Source organism: Paraburkholderia sp. CHISQ3, from assembly GCF_030464945.1.
Taxonomy (GTDB): Bacteria; Pseudomonadota; Gammaproteobacteria; order Burkholderiales; family Burkholderiaceae; genus Paraburkholderia; species Paraburkholderia megapolitana.
The window spans coordinates 48,490-64,796 of sequence record NZ_JALPRG010000017.1 but is presented as its reverse complement, the minus strand read 5'-3'; the positions used below and the strand labels follow the sequence as shown (position 1 = coordinate 64,796).

Annotated in this window: 17 protein-coding genes and 1 tRNA gene; 9 read left to right on the top strand and 9 right to left on the bottom strand. The window is 61.6% G+C overall.

Features of this window, described 5'->3' with window-relative positions:
* Positions 1-102: 102 nt before the first annotated feature.
* On the bottom strand, positions 103-276 hold the full coding sequence (locus M0D65_RS30955; protein WP_170043828.1) for a hypothetical protein: 174 nt from the start codon (positions 274-276) through the stop codon (positions 103-105).
* A gap of 163 nt (positions 277-439) precedes the next feature.
* On the opposite strand from M0D65_RS30955, the gene M0D65_RS30950 reads away from it, so the two are divergent.
* Positions 440-625: a hypothetical protein gene (locus M0D65_RS30950; RefSeq protein ID WP_266255890.1), complete on the top strand. Its 186-nt coding sequence runs from the start codon at positions 440-442 to the stop codon at positions 623-625.
* 209 nt (positions 626-834) lie between these two features.
* Here M0D65_RS30950 and M0D65_RS30945 read toward each other — a convergent pair whose 3' ends face one another.
* The 5 genes from M0D65_RS30945 to M0D65_RS30925 all read right to left on the bottom strand — a co-directional run bounded on the left by M0D65_RS30945 (position 835) and on the right by M0D65_RS30925 (position 4,440).
* Positions 835-1,143: a DUF2288 domain-containing protein gene (locus M0D65_RS30945; protein WP_091014823.1), complete on the bottom strand. Its 309-nt coding sequence runs from the start codon at positions 1,141-1,143 to the stop codon at positions 835-837.
* A gap of 635 nt (positions 1,144-1,778) precedes the next feature.
* Positions 1,779-2,087 (bottom strand): hypothetical protein, encoded by a 309-nt coding sequence (locus M0D65_RS30940; RefSeq protein WP_091014704.1) that lies wholly within the window; start codon positions 2,085-2,087, stop codon positions 1,779-1,781.
* 138 nt (positions 2,088-2,225) lie between these two features.
* Complete coding sequence (locus M0D65_RS30935) at positions 2,226-2,954, bottom strand: peptidoglycan DD-metalloendopeptidase family protein (protein WP_266255889.1); 729 nt, start codon at positions 2,952-2,954, stop codon at positions 2,226-2,228.
* Positions 2,955-3,076: 122 nt separating this feature from the next.
* Entirely contained in the window at positions 3,077-3,985 is a 909-nt protein-coding gene (locus M0D65_RS30930) for an aldose epimerase (protein ID WP_266255888.1), read from the bottom strand.
* Between the two features lie 167 nt (positions 3,986-4,152).
* The gene (locus M0D65_RS30925; RefSeq protein WP_266255887.1) at positions 4,153-4,440 is read right to left on the bottom strand and encodes a hypothetical protein; all 288 of its coding nucleotides are present in this window, start codon (positions 4,438-4,440) and stop codon (positions 4,153-4,155) included.
* A gap of 78 nt (positions 4,441-4,518) precedes the next feature.
* Here M0D65_RS30925 and M0D65_RS30920 point away from each other — a divergent pair, with 78 nt between their 5' ends.
* The 5 genes from M0D65_RS30920 (at position 4,519) to M0D65_RS30900 (ending at position 8,655) form a co-directional block, all read left to right on the top strand.
* Positions 4,519-5,349, top strand: coding sequence for an undecaprenyl-diphosphate phosphatase (locus M0D65_RS30920; RefSeq protein WP_266255886.1), 831 nt, complete (start codon positions 4,519-4,521; stop codon positions 5,347-5,349).
* Positions 5,350-5,428: 79 nt separating this feature from the next.
* Positions 5,429-5,503: transfer RNA gene (locus tag M0D65_RS30915), tRNA-Arg, on the top strand.
* Between the two features lie 1,018 nt (positions 5,504-6,521).
* On the top strand, positions 6,522-7,280 hold the full coding sequence (locus M0D65_RS30910) for a hypothetical protein (protein WP_266255885.1): 759 nt from the start codon (positions 6,522-6,524) through the stop codon (positions 7,278-7,280).
* Positions 7,281-7,322: 42 nt separating this feature from the next.
* Positions 7,323-8,030 carry an alpha/beta hydrolase gene (locus M0D65_RS30905; RefSeq protein WP_308076826.1) on the top strand — a complete coding sequence of 236 codons (708 nt, stop codon included), beginning with the start codon at positions 7,323-7,325 and terminating at the stop codon, positions 8,028-8,030.
* Positions 8,031-8,379: 349 nt separating this feature from the next.
* Positions 8,380-8,655: a hypothetical protein gene (locus M0D65_RS30900; protein WP_091014693.1), complete on the top strand. Its 276-nt coding sequence runs from the start codon at positions 8,380-8,382 to the stop codon at positions 8,653-8,655.
* Between the two features lie 105 nt (positions 8,656-8,760).
* On the opposite strand, the gene M0D65_RS30895 is transcribed toward M0D65_RS30900, so the two are convergent.
* Entirely contained in the window at positions 8,761-10,341 is a 1,581-nt protein-coding gene (locus tag M0D65_RS30895; RefSeq protein WP_091014692.1) for an acid phosphatase, read from the bottom strand.
* 289 nt (positions 10,342-10,630) lie between these two features.
* On the opposite strand from M0D65_RS30895, the gene M0D65_RS30890 reads away from it, so the two are divergent.
* Positions 10,631-11,965: a cytochrome-c peroxidase gene (locus M0D65_RS30890; protein WP_266255884.1), complete on the top strand. Its 1,335-nt coding sequence runs from the start codon at positions 10,631-10,633 to the stop codon at positions 11,963-11,965.
* 237 nt (positions 11,966-12,202) lie between these two features.
* Entirely contained in the window at positions 12,203-12,652 is a 450-nt protein-coding gene (locus M0D65_RS30885) for an NUDIX hydrolase (protein WP_266255925.1), read from the top strand.
* A gap of 110 nt (positions 12,653-12,762) precedes the next feature.
* Here M0D65_RS30885 and M0D65_RS30880 read toward each other — a convergent pair whose 3' ends face one another.
* Positions 12,763-14,487 carry a glutamine--tRNA ligase/YqeY domain fusion protein gene (locus M0D65_RS30880; RefSeq protein ID WP_091014690.1) on the bottom strand — a complete coding sequence of 575 codons (1,725 nt, stop codon included), beginning with the start codon at positions 14,485-14,487 and terminating at the stop codon, positions 12,763-12,765.
* A gap of 300 nt (positions 14,488-14,787) precedes the next feature.
* Here M0D65_RS30880 and M0D65_RS30875 point away from each other — a divergent pair, with 300 nt between their 5' ends.
* Positions 14,788-14,997: an ornithine carbamoyltransferase gene (locus M0D65_RS30875; protein WP_266255883.1), complete on the top strand. Its 210-nt coding sequence runs from the start codon at positions 14,788-14,790 to the stop codon at positions 14,995-14,997.
* A gap of 47 nt (positions 14,998-15,044) precedes the next feature.
* On the opposite strand, the gene M0D65_RS30870 is transcribed toward M0D65_RS30875, so the two are convergent.
* Positions 15,045-16,265, bottom strand: coding sequence for a CaiB/BaiF CoA-transferase family protein (locus M0D65_RS30870; protein WP_266255882.1), 1,221 nt, complete (start codon positions 16,263-16,265; stop codon positions 15,045-15,047).
* Between the last annotated feature and the right edge of the window lie 42 nt (positions 16,266-16,307).

Sequence of the window (16,307 nt, the reverse complement as noted above, 5' to 3'; positions counted from 1 at the left end):
ACGATCGGGGCCGACGGGAAAATGCCGGCAGTACGGATCGCGCGTGCGGTGCAGGCTTAACGGCCTACCGGGCGATTCGCGCGATCGCGGAACAAACGAGGGTTAGTGCTTGCGCCGCATCCAGTCGAGCATGTGATGCTCGGCCAGCCAGTGGTGCGTCATGCTTTCGCCGCCGTGCTCGCGTCGGTAATTGCGCGATTCGAACACCGACAGCGCGATCAGCACCAGTACGCCGACGCCAAGACCGATCAGTCCGGCGATTGTTTCTGCTTCCATGGCAGCCTCCTTTCGCAATGCGGCCATGCGTACATGGTAGGTCAGTTGCAGCAAAGGGAAAGGAGCGTGCCGGCTTGTCGTCGTGCATGCTGCGTTGCGGGTAGACTGCAGGGCCGCAGTCGTTTGTACCTGTGGTTTTCACATTCCCTTGTTTCGAGAATTTATGAATCGCGCCGCATGGCTGGTCCCGCTGTTTTCGTCCCTGATTCTGTCCGTCGCGGGTTGCGCCGACGGTTCATCCACCGCTCATCGCACGCCGCCGAAGGACCCGCCCGACTATCACGGCGTACCCACCGACGACCGGCCGCCGGCGATCGCCACGCCATCTGCCGCTGACGCTCCGAAGTAATCGGGAACAGGACATCGCAAAAGGCGAAGCTCCGGCGCGGGCACGCCGGAGCTTCTGACCCGCGAGCACTGTTCGCGCGGAGACCACGGGCTGCAGCTATTCGAGCACGAATCGGCTATGCGATTTGTATGCGCTTGTTTCAAGCGGTAACTGGAATACGCGTGGAATATGCATGGAATGTGCGACACCGTGTGGCGCCCCGGCATTGCTCAGGCGCGCTCCTGCACGCAGATCCACGGCGAGACGACGACGGCCCACAGGTTCGGATCGCGGGCGGCGAAATCGGCGGCCGTGTCGGCCTGGACGCGCTCGACGAGCCCCGCCGATAGCCACTGCGTAACTTGCGCGGCGTCGTCGCCGGCGATGGCTTCGGCCACGCTCACGAGATCGAGGTCGCCGGCAACGCGCAGCAGCATGCCGCGCGCAAAGAAACGCTCGAGTTCGGACCAGCCGATCTGCGCGGTTTCCGCGAGCAGTTTGGCGTACAGCGGAGTGTGGGAGGAGGCGGGCAGGGTCATGAGCATCAGTGGGATTCGGACAGCGGCCGCTACTATAAACCATCGGCGCGCGGCCAAAACGGATCTGTTGCACTGTCCGCATCGCATTCTGCGGATTTTTACAACCCATTAAGCTGATTATATCAATCGCTTCCAGCGACATTTATTCCGCGCAAACGGACGGAAGGCGAAGAGTGTCGCCGTCTAACGGATTCAAGCGGCGTTCTCTTATGGGTGCGCTTGCGTACGAATAATGGACGATAGTTATCGGCAGTTCGAGGGCTTGCATCGATTTAACGATCTCCCTGTGCCTGGCTATATTTCCCGGGCAACGCGATATTCGCCGAATGCCCGCCACATATACGTTAGCGATGGATAGCGTTAATAACGAGATGAAAATATCTACCGTGACGACACGTATGATATCGTGTGATTTGCTGCGTTAATTTAACGATTTATATTCACATAATGCGTATTCCGTGCGCCGCAACACATTTTCCACACAATTAATCGATTGCGTGTGCATAGATGCGTTGTTAGATTTCCAATCGGCGCATGGTGAACCGGTCCTTTGCCGATATGCGCCGAACCCCCGTTAGCCCGGCCACGTGCCGGGCTTTTTTTGTAGGACCTCGGATGGACGCCCGTCGTGGCGGCTACTGCTTGCAGCGAATCACCATCGAGCGGTTCTTGACGTTCGCCCCAAGCAGTCCACCGAGCGAACCGCCCGCGGTTGCCCCATTGTCGACATCCTTCGAAATGACGTCATAGCCATACGCGCCACAGGCAACGCCTGCGCGCTTGTAGCACTCGCCCCAGTTCGAGCTGGCGTCGCTGCCGCTGCAGTTGATGGCGAAGCCTGCCTGACCGTCAGGCAGATAGGTGAGCGTCGTCGTGCTGGAGCAGCCGGCGAGGCTCGTCAGTGTCAGCGCGGCGATGCCGGCCGCGCAGAGTGCGGTTTTCATCGCGGAAGTCCTCGTGTGGGACGCGGCCCGGTGCCGCGTCCTGCCGTCGATGGAGCGCGGTTCTACGCGTGCGGCTCCATTGCAGCATGACCACCGCTCGCAGCACGACGCGTGCCCGGGCCTGTGCGGTGTGTCGCGCTAGCGGGGCGGCAGGGCGCGCGACGGGTCGATCGAGCGCCCCTGATAGCGCAACTCGAAGTGCAGCACCACACGGTCGCTGTCGGTGTCGCCCATTTCGGCGATCTTCTGCCCTTGCGTCACCGCCTGACCTTCTTTCACGAAGAGCGCCCGGTTATGCGCATAGGCGGTCAGGTATTCCGAGTTGTGCTTGATGATCAGCAGATTGCCGTAGCCGCGCAAACCGTTCCCGGCATAGACCACCGACCCGGCAGCTGCCGCGACGACCGGCGTGCCGGCCGTATTGGTGATGTCGATGCCCTTCGAGTTCTTGCCGTCGAAGGTTCTCACGACCGTGCCGTTGGCCGGCCAGATCAGCGATATCGATGTGGCAGGTGCGCTGACGGGCGCGTCCGCGGTTTCGGTCGGCGCGCTGCTCGGCGCCGGCGTCCGCGTGCTGCCGGAACCGCTGCTGCTGCGTGCGCTGCCCGCGGTGCTCACCGATCCGGCGGGCGGCACGACGCGCAGCACCTGACCGACCTCGAGCGAATCGGGATTCGACAGATTGTTCCAGCGGGCGATGCTCGACGTCGACTGCCGGTTGCTGCGCGCGATCTTCGAAAGCGTGTCGCCGCGTTCGACGCGGTAGTAACCTGGCCCGACCGGCGCGGAACCGCATGCGGCGAGCATCGTGACGAGTACAGCGGTAACCGGCACGCAGACGAGCCGTCTGATTGTTGTTCCCAGCATTGGACCTCGCAAAGCGCCGCCGCGCGCCGATCCCGATCACGCGGCAGAGGCAAAACGTCCGATTCTAACGGTTTTGCACCCGGACACGCGAAAACGGCACGGGTGCGGATGATCAGCGCACGTCAGCGGAGCGTCTCGACCTTGATGCGCAACGCGGCCGTTTCGCTGTGGCCCGGTTCGAGCCGGCGCAGACCAAGGCCGTTGTGAATCGCATCGGGCAGCCCGAGCCACGGCTCGACACAGTAGAAGTCGGAATCCGGCGCTTCGGTCCATGTAGTGACCGCATACCAGTCGAGCGAGCCGGGGCGCCGCAGATCGATCGTCACGACGCGGTTCAGGCCGGGCGCGATGAGCCGTACCGGCTGGTCCGACATGCCCTCGAGACAGTGGAAGCGGTCGATGATGCGCGTTTCGTCGAGCGTATAGCGCGGCTCGCCCGGTTCCGCGGCGCTGATCGAGCCGTCCGGCAACTGGTAGCGGCGCTGGGTGGGCGGCAGCTCGAGCACGGTTTCGCCACGTTGTTCGTGAGGCAGCTCGAGGTAGAAGTGATGGCCCGTGTAGTAGGGCAGCGCGGTGTCGCCGGTGTTGGTGGTGGTGAGTTCGACGTCGAGTGTGTGGTCGTCGGCGAGCCGGTACACGGCTTCGAAGCGAAAGCCGAACGGATAGCCGGTGCGCGTCGCGTCGCTGTCGGTGAGCGTCATGTGCAGGCTTTGGCCGTCGGGGGCGACCTTGGTGTCGAATGGCAAGTCGCGGGCGAAACCGTGCATCGGCACTTCGCGCACCGTGCCGTGTGCATCGCGCCAGAAGCCGATCTTGCCGTCGACGCGGTGTCGTCCGAGAAACGGAAACAGCAGCGGGTTGCCGCCGCGGATTTTCGAAGGATGGCTCCAGTCCGCATGATCGGGCCAGTGAATGACGGGCTTGCCGTCGATATGCCACGACAGCAGGCGGCCGCCCGCTTGCGGAGCGAAGCGGAGCAGGGAGGCGCCGTGCGCGAGGTCGACGGTGGGCGGGGGCTGGATTTCAGGCATGGCGGGCAGGGGATAGAGGGAGTTAGGGGCGTTGAAGAAAGAGGACCGCCGGGTGCGGCGTGCGCTGCCGATTGTGCGCTGCTTTGTCCTACGGGGAAACCCTCTCTGGGGAAACTGCGGGCGTGACGTGGAGCATCGGCTTACCGATAATCTGTCCCATCGCCCGGTCAATCCTGCTGCCGGGCTGGCAAGTTTCCGGAGGCATCATGGATCTCGCAATGGCAATGGGTGTTGCTCTGTTCGGTATGTTCACCGGCAGCACAATCTATTTCTTCTACCAGATCGCGCGTTAAGGCGAGATCGAACCGGCGCATTTGCCGCCGCCCCGCAAGCCCGCCACTTTGGCGGGCTTTGTGTTTTCTGCGACGTAACAATCGTATCGAGTTGTGCCGCAGCGCCGCAAATTTCCGCAAATCTCTGCTCAAACGCTTGGCGCTGTCTTGTGCGCCAGTCATAATCGGTGCGCTTCCGGGTGCCGGATCGCGAGATCCGGCGCGCTGTTCGTTCACACTTTCACCAAAGAGGGCCGTCGCGTGAGCTTGTGGTTTCTGATTTTTCTGAGCGTGTTGCAGGGCGTCACCGAACTCTTTCCGGTCAGCAGTCTCGGCCACACGCTGCTCGTGCCGGCGCTGTTTGGCATGCATATCGATGCACATGCGCCGCAACTGCTGCCGTTTCTCGTCGCGCTGCATCTGGGCACGGCGCTCGCGCTGCTGTGGTACTTCCGCGAGCGCTGGGTTGCGCTCGTGCGCGGCTTTTTTGCGTCGCTGGCCGGGCGTCCTAACGACGACGGTCACATGATGTGGGCGCTGATCATCGGCACGATCCCCGCCGGTATCGTCGGTTTGTTGCTGGAGAAGCGGCTGGAGCACCTGTTCCACGATCTGCGGATCGTGGCGATCGCGCTGATGGTGAACGGTGTGCTGTTGTGGTTCGGCGATCGACTGCAACGCGCGCGTGCGCACCTTGCGCCTGAAAAGCTCACGTTCAAGCAGGCGTTTCTCGTCGGGCTTGCGCAGGTTGGCGCGCTGATTCCGGGTTTTTCGCGCAGCGGTCTGACGATGATCGCCGGCAACGCAGCGGGTCTCACATCCGAGAAGGCCGCGGAGTTCGCGTTCCTGCTCGGCACGCCGATCATCTTCGCGGCAGGTCTGCTCGAAGTGCCGAAGCTGTTTCATGCGCCTGGCCAGCTCGCCGATGCGGTGCTTGGCGGTGTGCTCACTGCGGTCGCCGCGTATCTCAGCGTGCGCTTCCTGATGCGCTATTTCGAAGGGCGCGGGCGGCTCGCGGCGTTCGGCGTGTATTGCGTGATCGCGGGTGCGTTGTGTCTCGGCTGGTTCGTGCTGCATCCGGCGCCGGTGTGACGGTTTTTTCCGGCGCGCGATCCCGATCGAAGAGCAACCTCGTCAGCGGACGCGCAGTCGGTTAAAATCGCGGTCTTGCCTCCCCATAGTTCAACGGATAGAACACGGGTCTTCTAAACCTGAAATCGAGGTTCGATTCCTCGTGGGGGGGCCAAAGGTTGTTGGGCCGACAATTTCCACACTCGCCAGATAATTAAGGCAGTCGGGGACCGGTCGGTTTCGCTTTACTTGCTTTTCCCGGTGATACCCACGCCTCGTGGGGCATCTAGTTATACGCGCGGGTGCCAGATACCGACGCCAGAAATCCCGCTTTGACGGTGAAGCGCGACGAGCCACTCTGGCCGTCCATCCGACACTTTCCCTGCTCACCGCCCGCAAATTCCGGAGTGCCATCAAGGACTCTTCGCACTCGGGCCTCGACCCCTCACATAACGAGAACGAATTCAACAGCGACTGGACCGAACGGTAACTCGCGCACAGCGAGCGCACGACGTTCGGGCGGCGTACAACCATGCCTAGCAACTGTCTTTGCCTCGAAGGATGAGGCCGTGGTGAGGTGATTTTCGGGACCAGAGAAAAGGCATAATTTGCCGCAGAATCAGCTGGTGGATGGTGGGCGGACACAAGATATACCCGAGGCAGCGAGAGGGCGGCGGTCGAACGAAAAAATAGGGACCAGAAATGAATCCGAGGGAATTGGCAATGCATAAGGCGACGAGCAAGGTGCTGACCGCAATGCCTGATTTTTTGCCTTTGAAGAAGGGCAAATTGCCAAAACCTTTTCACAAGATGGGTGGCCTACGATGCCAGAGCAGCGGCATGATCAAACTATCCGACGATCATTCGGCTCTGTTCATCTGGAGAAATGGCGAGACACTTGCAGACGCTTCTTTCTTTGGATATTTAACGTGTAACCTCGCTCAGGGTGCCCTTTGCATCATTCTTGAGTTCCATTGGCACCCAAGTCACAAGGGAATACACTGCAAAATACCGTGTAGGACGGACCTGGACTACACGGACCGGTTTTTGGTGAGGGCACCGGAGCTCGCTCTCTCGGGTTCAACCTCCCTGGATCCGCGCGTGGATCTGGATCGACAAAAACTGATCGTGCTTTTTTGCGAGGCCTGTGGCGTGACACTTGACCCTGACGCTGACAAGTCTCAACTGAACCTATGGAACTCCTGGTAGACGATCTCAAGCGATCAATTTGCTCACTCTTCGAAGTCCATGCTGACGAGAACGGTGTGCAGCGTATTGTCACGCCTATCGAATATCCAGGGACATCCGACCGGATTGTTGTGCGTGTACGCCCGCAGCCCGATGGTAGTTATCGCGTTGATGAAAACGGCGAAGCCGCGATGTACGCAAATATGGCGGATGGCGACACCGAATCTGAAGTGGTGAAGCGGTGGGTCGATGATCTATCGGAGGGCGGTCCAGTGACCATGGACGACGATGAAACATTAATCGTCAATTGTCTCGACACCCGGTTGATAGCGCCGTCCATTTTCCGCGTTGCTGAAGCAGCCCAACATCTATACGCGCTCGCCACGGCTCGTGCCGACCGGCACTCCAGCGATTTCAGGGAACGACTGACCCGCGCCGTTCTTGATATCGCCTCAGACTTGGGTTTGAAGCATCACGAAAATGTGCAGCTGCCGATTTCCGGTGGCCTGCTTGCGGACCACGTGATAGACACGCCGATACCTCTGATCGTAATCGCTGCCACTGGGGCAACGCGGTTGCTTGAGGCTGAAGTCATCCATATGCAATATCGCATGCAGAAGACGCCCGGCTTCGTTCTGGCGGTCGTGGAGAGTCAGAAGGCGGTGGGCAAGAAGCAGTTTGAACGTGCCAACTATTACACGGGCAAAACGGTGATCTTTGACGACGATAATCTCAAAGGTTTGATAGCCACGTCGTTGAACTAGCTTCGTTATATCGCGAGAGAGACTTATAGGAGAAGCTCCCGTGTGTCCGCCACGATGAACACCATCCGCCATATCCGCACCTCGATGCTCGACCTCGCATACGAGGAGCGCGGCTCGCCAACCGGCGATCCCGTCGTGTTAATGCACGGCTTCCCCTACAACCCGCGCGGCTACGACGACGTAGCAGAAGGACTCTCGGCAAGCGGACACCGCGTCATCACCCCCTACTTGCGCGGCTACGGCCCAACCCGATTCATTTCCAGCGATGTCATGCGCTCCGGTCAACAGGCCGCTCTCTCCCGCGACCTGCTCGATCTTCTGGACGCGCTCTCAATTCCTCGCGCAGCACTGGTGGGGTACGACTGGGGTGGCCGCGCCGCCTGCATCGTCGCGGCGCTCTGGCCGGAACGCGTGCGCTGCCTCATCACCGGCGATGGCTACAACATCCAGAACATCCCAGGCTCCGTCATTCCCGCCGATCCCGAAGCCGAACACCGGTTCTGGTATCAATACTATTTTCACGGTCAACGCGGTGTCGCCGGATTGACGGCAAACCGCGAGGCGCTGTGCCGTTTGTTATGGCGCTTGTGGTCGCCATCATGGTCGTTCGACGACGACACCTATGCGCGCACGTCTTCTTCTTTCGACAACCCCGATTTCGTCGATGTCGTGATCCACTCGTATCGGCATCGCTACGGCTACGCGCCGGGCGATCCCGCGCTTGAAGAAATCGAGTACCAGCTAAGTTAGCAACCAGCCATCGATGTCCCCACGATTTCACTATGCGGCGCCGATGACGGCGTCGATCCACCGTCCAGAACGGACAACGATCACGCACACTTTCGAAGCCACTACGAGCGCCGGGTATTGTCCGGTATCGGCCACAACATTCCGCAAGAAGCGCCCGCGGCAACGTTGCAAGCGCTGCAGGACCTCATGAAGCTGAGCCACCCGGCCCGAATGTAACCAATTGAATCCCCAGGTAAAAGTCGTAAACGCAATGTCAATTTTGGCTAAATGACATCGCCTTATCGCATTGGGCTACCTACTATGGTCCCGTCGGGGTGCCATCCGGTACCCATCGAGAACGGAGGTCGTCATGGCAAAGTGGCTCAGCCGGTTGATGCAACAACGTGCTCCTACGCCCGAGAAAGCGGCAACGTCGATGCTGGTCAATGCGCGCATGCAACTGTTCACCGCGGAGCAGCGCGTGATCGATGCCAACATTCAGCTCGAATACTGGCGCGCACGCGTGCTGTTCCTCGAGGACGTGCAGACGCGCGGCATCCAGCCGTCGGCGAGTGTGGTGCCGAAAGTGATTGCGGACTTTGGATCGGGTCGTACGATCGGTCCGCGCCTGGCTACGGGAAAGTGACGGCGCGCTGACGTAAAAAAAGGCAGCCGAAGCTGCCTTGCGAAAGTCCCGCCTTGAGCGGACTGCTGCTTATCGTTTGTCAACGTAACGCATCACCGCGCTGTATCAATGCGCGATATCCAGCGCGTTCGTCAGATCGCCCATCGCCTTGCCGCCGTTCGCGACCAGTGCATTGTCGCGTGCGGTGAGTCCCGGCAGTGCCGGCAGCGCGAAGCGATGCGTGATGAAGCGCAGGATCGACGTCGTGTCGTACTGCGTGTGATCGATGTAGCCCTTCTTCGCGAGCGGCGAAACGATCAATGCGGGGATGCGCGTACCCGGACCCCAGCGATCGCCCTTCGGCGGCGCGACGTGATCCCAGAAGCCGCCGTTCTCGTCATACGTGATGACGACGACCATGTTGTTCCACTGCGGGCTCTTCTGCAGATGCGCGATCAGGTCGGCAATATGCTGGTCGCCCGACGTCACGTCGGTATAGCCCGCGTGTTCGTTCAGGTTGCCCTGCGGTTTGTAGAACGACACTTGCGGCAGCGTGCCGGCATCGATGGCCTTGATGAACTCCGAACCGGCCAGACCGCCATCGAGCAGATGCTTCGCGCGATTCGCCGAGCCCGGTGCGAGATTAGCGAAGAAGTTGAACGGCTGATGATGCGGCTGGAAGTTCGGTGCCGACAGATTCGCACCATAGATCACGCCTGAAGTACCGGTTTGCGCGGCTTGCTGTGCTGCGCCCCATGCACCGCCGTACCACGCCCACGACACGCCGGCCGTATTCAACAGGTCGCCGATGTTCTGCTGCGTCTGCGGCGGCAGCGTCGTTGCAGCACCCGGATCAGCGAGGTTCGCATCGCCGCCCGAAGCCGGCTTGTTGCCGCTCGGTTGATACGGCGGCTGCATCGTGTTGACCGCGTAGAAGTCGGGTGTCAGGTTGCCCGAGTTGACGAACTTCGGCGGGCCGCTCAATGACGACGCCGGCGAATTCGTCGCGAGCTTCAGTGACACACCATCCGTATTCACCGACGAAATCGACCCGGCCGCGGGGCTCTTGTCCGCGTTCGGATAGGTCGGCGTGCATGCGCAGACGAGCCACTGGTGGTTCAGGAACGAGCCGCCGAACGAACCCATGAAGAAGTTATCGGCGAGCGTGTATTGCTGTGCGATCTTCCACAGCGGCAGCTTGTCCGCGTTCATCGTGTAGTGACCCATCACGAGGCCACCCGAGTCGGCCCATGCGGCGAACTTGTCGTTCTTGCCGCCGTCGATCTGCATCTGGTTCTCGTAGAAACGATGGTACAGGTCGCGTGTCGTTGCGCTGGCCGGTGCGTTGAAGCCGTTCGGATCGTCGATGGCGAAAGCGGCGTTCGGCAGGTTAGCCGTCATGGCCTGGGTGATCACCGGCGTGACGCCGGTCTGGGTGAGACCGTTCCAGATCTGCGGCAGCGTTGCGAGCACGGAGCCGTCGCGGTCGAGCTGCTGCGCGCTTGTCGCGCTCACGTTTTGCAAGCCGTTGGCGCCGGGGAAGTTGCCGTACAGGTTGTCGAAGCTGCGGTTCTCCGCATAGATGACGACGACGGTCTTCACCGCGGTGATGTCGGGCTTGCCGCTGATGTCGTTGCCGCCACAGGCGTACAGCCCGATTGCTGCTGCGATCGCGGTAAGCGTCGCGCAGATCAGTTTCTTGTTCATCGGTTTTATCTCTCTCGCGTTGGGGACAGGTCGATGCCGCCCGGCTCCAGGCACGGACGGCTTACCTGCGACGGAAGTGTCGCAGCGGTTTTTGACAGAGAGATGTAAATAATTACTAGTAGCTTAAAGTTTTCGAACGTTTTGCTTGGGGTTTACACACTAAACGCCTAGCGATCGGAGGGTTTCGTAGGGGATATGTCATGTGAGCGACACATGAATGACATACGCTCGCGCAGTTGCTCAACACATAAAACTACTTACTATGCTGCGTGGTCTGGCGGGGATTCGAATGGAGCGGCTTGCTGGAGCGACCTTGCGCGCCGGCCGGCGAGGTGCGGCATGTTTGCCGCTGATACTTGCGCTCGTGGCTTGCGATGCGCACGGCCCGGACAGCGGCACAACCGCTGCTGCATCTGCGTCGGGCGCGACAGCGAGCGGTTTGCTGTTGCCCGTGGCCGGCTCGGCAGCGTCGGGCGGCCAGACGCGCGCCGAGGTGTATGCGTCGGTGCGCAAGATGACCTCGGTCGGCAAGCAGCTGTTCTTCGACCCGTCGCTGTCGGGCTCGGGCAAGCTCTCGTGTGCGTCGTGCCACAGCCCCGACCATGCCTTTACGCCGCCGAATTCGCTGCAGGTACAACTGGGCGGCGGCGATATGCGGCAGCCCGGCTTTCGCGCGGTGCCGACGCTCAAGTATCTGCAATCGGTGCCCGCATTCAGCGAGCACTTTCACGACTCGGAAGACGAGGGCGACGAAAGCGTCGATGCCGGTCCGACGGGCGGGCTCACGTGGGACGGCCGCGTCGATCGTGGCTCGGACCAGGCGCGCATCCCGTTGCTGTCTACCTTCGAAATGAGCAGCTCACCGCAGAAGGTGGCCGCTGCCGTCAAGGCGTCGCCATATGCCGCAGCGTTTCGCGACGCGTTCGGTGCGCAGATTTTCGACAGCGACGATGCGACTTTCAAGGCCGTGTTGCAAGCGCTCGAAACTTTTGAACAGACGCCCGAAACCTTCTATCCCTACACGAGTAAATACGACGCGTATCTCGCGGGCAAGACGCAGTTGACTGCCGCCGAGTCGCGCGGCTTGCAGCTCTTCAACGATGAGAAGAAGGGCAACTGCGCGAGCTGCCACCTGAGCGAGCGGGCGAGAGACGGCTCGCCGCCGCAGTTCAGCGATTTCGGCCTGATTGCGATCGGCGTGCCGCGCAACCATGCGCTCGCGGTGAATCGCGATCCGCGCTTTTACGATCTCGGCGCGTGCGGACCCGAGCGCAAGGACTTGCAGGGACGCGACGAGTTTTGCGGTATTTTCCGCACACCGACGCTGCGCAACGTCGCGTTGAAGAAGCGCTTTTTCCACAACGGTCTGTATAGTTCGCTCGACGAGGTCGTGCGCTTCTATGTGGAGCGCGATACGAACCCGGAGAAGTTTTATCCAGTATCGAAGAATGGCGTCGTGCAGAAGTTCGACGATCTGCCGAAGCGCTACTGGAGCAATCTGAACACCGACCCGCCGTTCGATCGCAAACGCGGCGATGCGCCCGCGCTCGACGAAGCGGAGATCAAGGATGTAGTCGCCTTCCTGAACACGTTGACCGACGGTTACCGGCCGCCGGTGCGATGAGCTTGATGCGCTACCGCTAGCAGAGCGGGGCGCTAGAGGCACCGTGCTATCCTTTTTCGCGCCTGGTCCGATGGGTTATGCCTGTGCAGTACGGACCAGCGGTTCCTCAGCTACCCGGGAAAAGGACATGACGGTATCGAATGCCGAATGCGCGGCTTGCGCGCAACCGCTCTCGTTAATCTCACCTCGCGCACGCTGCGCATCCGCTACGCCTGCATCCCGCGGCTCGTCCCGTCGATGAGCGCGCGCATCGTGTCGTGCGGCGTTGTGCTGCTCGACCCCGACGGCCGCGTCCTGCTCGCGCACGCCACCGATACTTCTCACTGGGACATTCCGAAAGGCCACGGCGAAGAAGGCGAGGTGCCGCATGTCACCGCATTGCGTGAACTGGTCGAGGAAACCGGCATCGTTCTCGGGGTCGAGCGACTGAAGGACCTGGGCCGCTTTGTCTATCGGCGCGACAAGGACCTGCATCTGTTCGGCGCGCGTGCACGCGATCACGAGCTCGATCTCAGCGTGTGTGTATGTACGTCGATGTTTCCGCGCCGCTCGGATGGCACGATGATTCCCGAGATGGACGCCTATCGCTGGGCCGCGAACGACGAAGTGGAGCGGTACGCGAGCCGCAGTCTGACGCGGCTGTTTCAGACGACGCTGCTGTTGCCCGAACTGCACCGCACGTTGTGAACGTGCGATGAGTGCACCTTGAATCGCGTCACGTCACCACGCCACGCGATTCAACGAGGCGCGGCCGGGCAATGCCGCGACCGTGCCTCGACTGCCATGACACCGCCCATTCAGGCCGGCTTACCCCAGCTGTCGCGCAGACTCACGATGCGGTTGAACACCGGTTTGCCCGGCTTCGAATCGACACGGTCCGCGACGAAGTAGCCGTGGCGCTCGAACTGGTAGCGCTGTTCGGGTTCGGCATCGCGCGCACCCGGTTCGACCCAAGCGTTAACGATGCGCTTCGAGTCCGGATTCAGTGCTTCGAGAAAATCGCGGCCGCCCGCGTCGGGCTGCGCTTCCTTGAACAGGCGATCGTACAGGCGTACTTCGGCGGGGACTGCATCGGTGGCGCTAAGCCAGTGGATGTTGCCCTTCACCTTGTAGTTGTTCGCGCCTTCGGTGCCCGATTTGCTGTCCGGGAAATAGTTGCAGTGCACGGCGATCACCTTGCCGTCCGCATCCTTGTCCACACCCGTGCATTCGACGACATAGCCGTAACGCAGCCGCACCTTGTTGCCAGGGAACAGACGGAAGAAACCCTTCGGCGGCGTTTCGTTGAAGTCGTCGCGCTCGATCCACAGTTCACGCGAAATCTCGAACGACCGCGTACCGCGCTCCGGATGATGCGGATGCACCGGCGCGCTGCAGGTTTCAGTCGTGCCCGCGGGGAAGTTATCGATGATGAGCTTCAGCGGATCGAGCACGGCTGCGGCGCGCGGCGCCTTGTCGTCGAGATCGTCGCGCAGCGCACCTTCGAACACGCTCATGTCGATCCACGAATCGACCTTCGTCACGCCGATCCGCTCGCACAGCAACTGGATACTCTCCGGCGTGAAGCCGCGCCGACGCACACCGACGATAGTCGGCATCCGCGGATCGTCCCAGCCGTCCACATGCCCCTCGGTGACGAGTTGCAGCAGCTTGCGCTTGCTGGTGATCGCATACGTGAGGTTCAGGCGCGAGAACTCGATCTGTTGCGGCAGCGGCCGCGTGAAGATACCGGCTTCGGCAAGTTCGTTCAGGATCCAGTCGTACAGCGGCCGGTGATCCTCGAACTCGAGCGTGCACAGCGAATGCGTGATGTTCTCGAGCGCATCCGAAATGCAGTGCGTGTAGTCGTACATCGGGTACACACACCACGTGTCGCCAGTCCGGTAGTGATGAGCGAAGCGGATGCGGTAGATGACCGGGTCGCGCATGTTGAAGTTCGGCGACGCCATGTCGATCTTCGCGCGCAGCACGTGCTCGCCTTCCTTGAACTCGCCTGCTTTCATGCGGCGGAACAGGTCGAGGTTTTCCTCCGGCGTACGGTCGCGGAACGGCGAGGGCACACCGGGTTCGGTGGCCGAGCCGCGATTGGCGCGCATTTCATCCGCCGACTGACTGTCGACATACGCCTTGCCGCGCTGGATCAGCAGTTCGGCGAATTCGTACAGCTTCCCGTAGTAATCGCTCGCGAAGTACTGGTAGTCGGCGTCCGCTTCTTTCCATTCGAAGCCGAGCCAGCGCACCGCGTCGACGATCGAGTCGACGTATTCGAAGCTTTCCTTTTCCGGATTCGTGTCGTCGAAGCGCAGATGGCACACGCCGCCATAGCTGCGCGCAATGCCGAAGTTCAGGCAAATGCTCTTCGCGTGGCCGATGTGGAGGTAGCCGTTGGGCTCCGGCGGAAAGCGCGTTTCCACCCGTTGCCCCCACTTTCCGGAGCGGTTGTCGTCATCGATGATGTTGCGGATGAAATTGGACGCCGCCGGCGCGTCGCCGCGATCGGCGTCTTTGCGTTCGTTGTTCATGCGAGAAGGAGAGAGAGACAGTTTGAAGCGCGTTATGCGCCTGCTGATTTGTCAATTCTACCTGACGTGTCAATACGCGGCTGCCTTTACACGCCTTTCTGCATCGCGGCGCGCCGCTGCCACCTTGGTTCGCCGCCCGGCCGGCGAATTTTCGACCGCGCTGTTGCACGCTGTAACAGGAGGTAAAACGCTTTGTGCGCGCGCATGGCGGCCACTTAGGATGCGTCGGTCGCGGCGGTGGGATGCCGCTGCGGGCCGCTCTACAGGGCGGCTGCAATCTGCCTGTTCACAAGGATCATCATGAATCGACGTATCGCTGGCGTACTGAAAATTACGGTTTCTGTCGCACTGGTTGCGAGTCTGTCCGCATGCTATTCGATGTCGCGCTCGCAGGCGCACGCGGCGATCGGCGCGGGGGCAGGCGGCGCGCTTGGCTATGTGCTGACGGGCGGCCCGGTCGGTACGATCGTCGGCGCGGCAGCGGGCGGGCTGATTGGGGCGGGTCACTGAGGCGGGTCGCCGAACGACCGCGCCGCCTGTTTCAGTCCACCGTTTCTTCAGATCACCGATTGCCCGCGCAACGCGGCAATCTGCCCGTCGTCGTAACCCAGCACGTCACGCAGGATTTCGTCGGTATGTTCGCCGAGCGTGGGTGGATGAGTGAGTGCCTGCGGCGGCGTGGCGCTCATTTTCACCGGATTGCGCACGAGCTTGACCGTTCCGCCCGAAGGATGCGGCAGATCGACCTGCAGGCCGCGCGCGATCACCTGCTCGTTCTCGAACACTTCCTCAAGATCGTTGATCGGACCGCACGGCACGCCGGCGGCTTCGAGCGCCGCGATCCAGTCGTGCTTGTCGCGCGTGCGGACCATCTCGGCCAGCAGCGGCACGAGCACATCGCGATTGCGCACGCGGTCCGGGTTGGTCGCGAAGCGGTCGTCGTCGGCGAGTTCTGCGCGGCCGCCAGCCTCGACGAATTTGCGGAACTGGCCGTCGTTGCCGACTGCGACGATGATCCAGCTGTCGCTCGTCTGGAACGTCTGATACGGCACGATGTTCGGATGCGCGTTGCCCCAGCGCGTGGGCGGCGTGCCGCTTGCGAGGAAGTTCGAGTTCATGTTTGCGAGCATCGCGACCTGGACGTCGAGCAGCGCCATGTCGATGTACTGGCCTTCGCCCGTGCGGTCGCGGTGTGCGAGCGCGGTCAGCACCGCGACCGTCGAATACATCCCGGTCATCAGGTCGGCAATCGCCACGCCGGCCTTCTGCGGACCGCCGCCCGGCAGCGCGTCGCGCTCGCCGGTAATGCTCATGAAGCCGCCGATGCCCTGCACGATGAAGTCGTAGCCCGCACGCTGCGCATACGGCCCGGTCTGACCGAAACCCGTCACTGAGCAGTAGATCAGATCGGGCTTCACCGCTTTGAGCGATTCGTAGTCGAGGCCGTACTTCTTCAACTGGCCGACCTTGTAGTTTTCCAGCACCACGTCGCTGTGCGCGGCCAGTTCGCGCACGATCCGCTGGCCTTCGGGGGTGGCGATATCGATGGTGAGCGAGCGCTTGTTGCGGTTCGCCGCGAGGTAGTACGCGGCTTCGTGGGTGTCCGTGCCGGCGGGCGTTTTCAGGTACGGCGGCCCCCAGTGACGCGTATCGTCGCCGACCTCGGGGCGCTCGACCTTGATCACGTCGGCGCCGAAGTCGGCGAGCGTTTGCGCGCACCAGGGGCCCGCGAGTACGCGGGTGAGGTCTAGTACGCGGATATGACTGAGTGCACCCATATTTTGATCACGTCTCCATTGTCGACCGCAGTTAGCGCTTTA

What these genes read in the sequence shown, in the direction of transcription:
- M0D65_RS30880 (WP_091014690.1), bottom strand. Translation starts at nt 14,487, where the DNA reads ATGAACAACGAACGCAAAGACGCCGATCGCGGCGACGCGCCGGCGGCG.
- M0D65_RS30895 (WP_091014692.1), bottom strand. Translation starts at nt 10,341, where the DNA reads ATGAACAAGAAACTGATCTGCGCGACGCTTACCGCGATCGCAGCAGCA.
- M0D65_RS30900 (WP_091014693.1), top strand. Translation starts at nt 8,380, where the DNA reads ATGGCAAAGTGGCTCAGCCGGTTGATGCAACAACGTGCTCCTACGCCC.
- M0D65_RS30875 (WP_266255883.1), top strand. Translation starts at nt 14,788, where the DNA reads ATGAATCGACGTATCGCTGGCGTACTGAAAATTACGGTTTCTGTCGCA.
- M0D65_RS30870 (WP_266255882.1), bottom strand. Translation starts at nt 16,265, where the DNA reads ATGGGTGCACTCAGTCATATCCGCGTACTAGACCTCACCCGCGTACTC.
- M0D65_RS30925 (WP_266255887.1), bottom strand. Translation starts at nt 4,440, where the DNA reads ATGACTGGCGCACAAGACAGCGCCAAGCGTTTGAGCAGAGATTTGCGG.
- M0D65_RS30955 (WP_170043828.1), bottom strand. Translation starts at nt 276, where the DNA reads ATGGAAGCAGAAACAATCGCCGGACTGATCGGTCTTGGCGTCGGCGTA.
- M0D65_RS30930 (WP_266255888.1), bottom strand. Translation starts at nt 3,985, where the DNA reads ATGCCTGAAATCCAGCCCCCGCCCACCGTCGACCTCGCGCACGGCGCC.
- M0D65_RS30885 (WP_266255925.1), top strand. Translation starts at nt 12,203, where the DNA reads ATGAGCGCGCGCATCGTGTCGTGCGGCGTTGTGCTGCTCGACCCCGAC.
- M0D65_RS30890 (WP_266255884.1), top strand. Translation starts at nt 10,631, where the DNA reads ATGGAGCGGCTTGCTGGAGCGACCTTGCGCGCCGGCCGGCGAGGTGCG.
- M0D65_RS30910 (WP_266255885.1), top strand. Translation starts at nt 6,522, where the DNA reads ATGGAACTCCTGGTAGACGATCTCAAGCGATCAATTTGCTCACTCTTC.
- M0D65_RS30940 (WP_091014704.1), bottom strand. Translation starts at nt 2,087, where the DNA reads ATGAAAACCGCACTCTGCGCGGCCGGCATCGCCGCGCTGACACTGACG.
- M0D65_RS30950 (WP_266255890.1), top strand. Translation starts at nt 440, where the DNA reads ATGAATCGCGCCGCATGGCTGGTCCCGCTGTTTTCGTCCCTGATTCTG.
- M0D65_RS30945 (WP_091014823.1), bottom strand. Translation starts at nt 1,143, where the DNA reads ATGACCCTGCCCGCCTCCTCCCACACTCCGCTGTACGCCAAACTGCTC.
- M0D65_RS30935 (WP_266255889.1), bottom strand. Translation starts at nt 2,954, where the DNA reads ATGCTGGGAACAACAATCAGACGGCTCGTCTGCGTGCCGGTTACCGCT.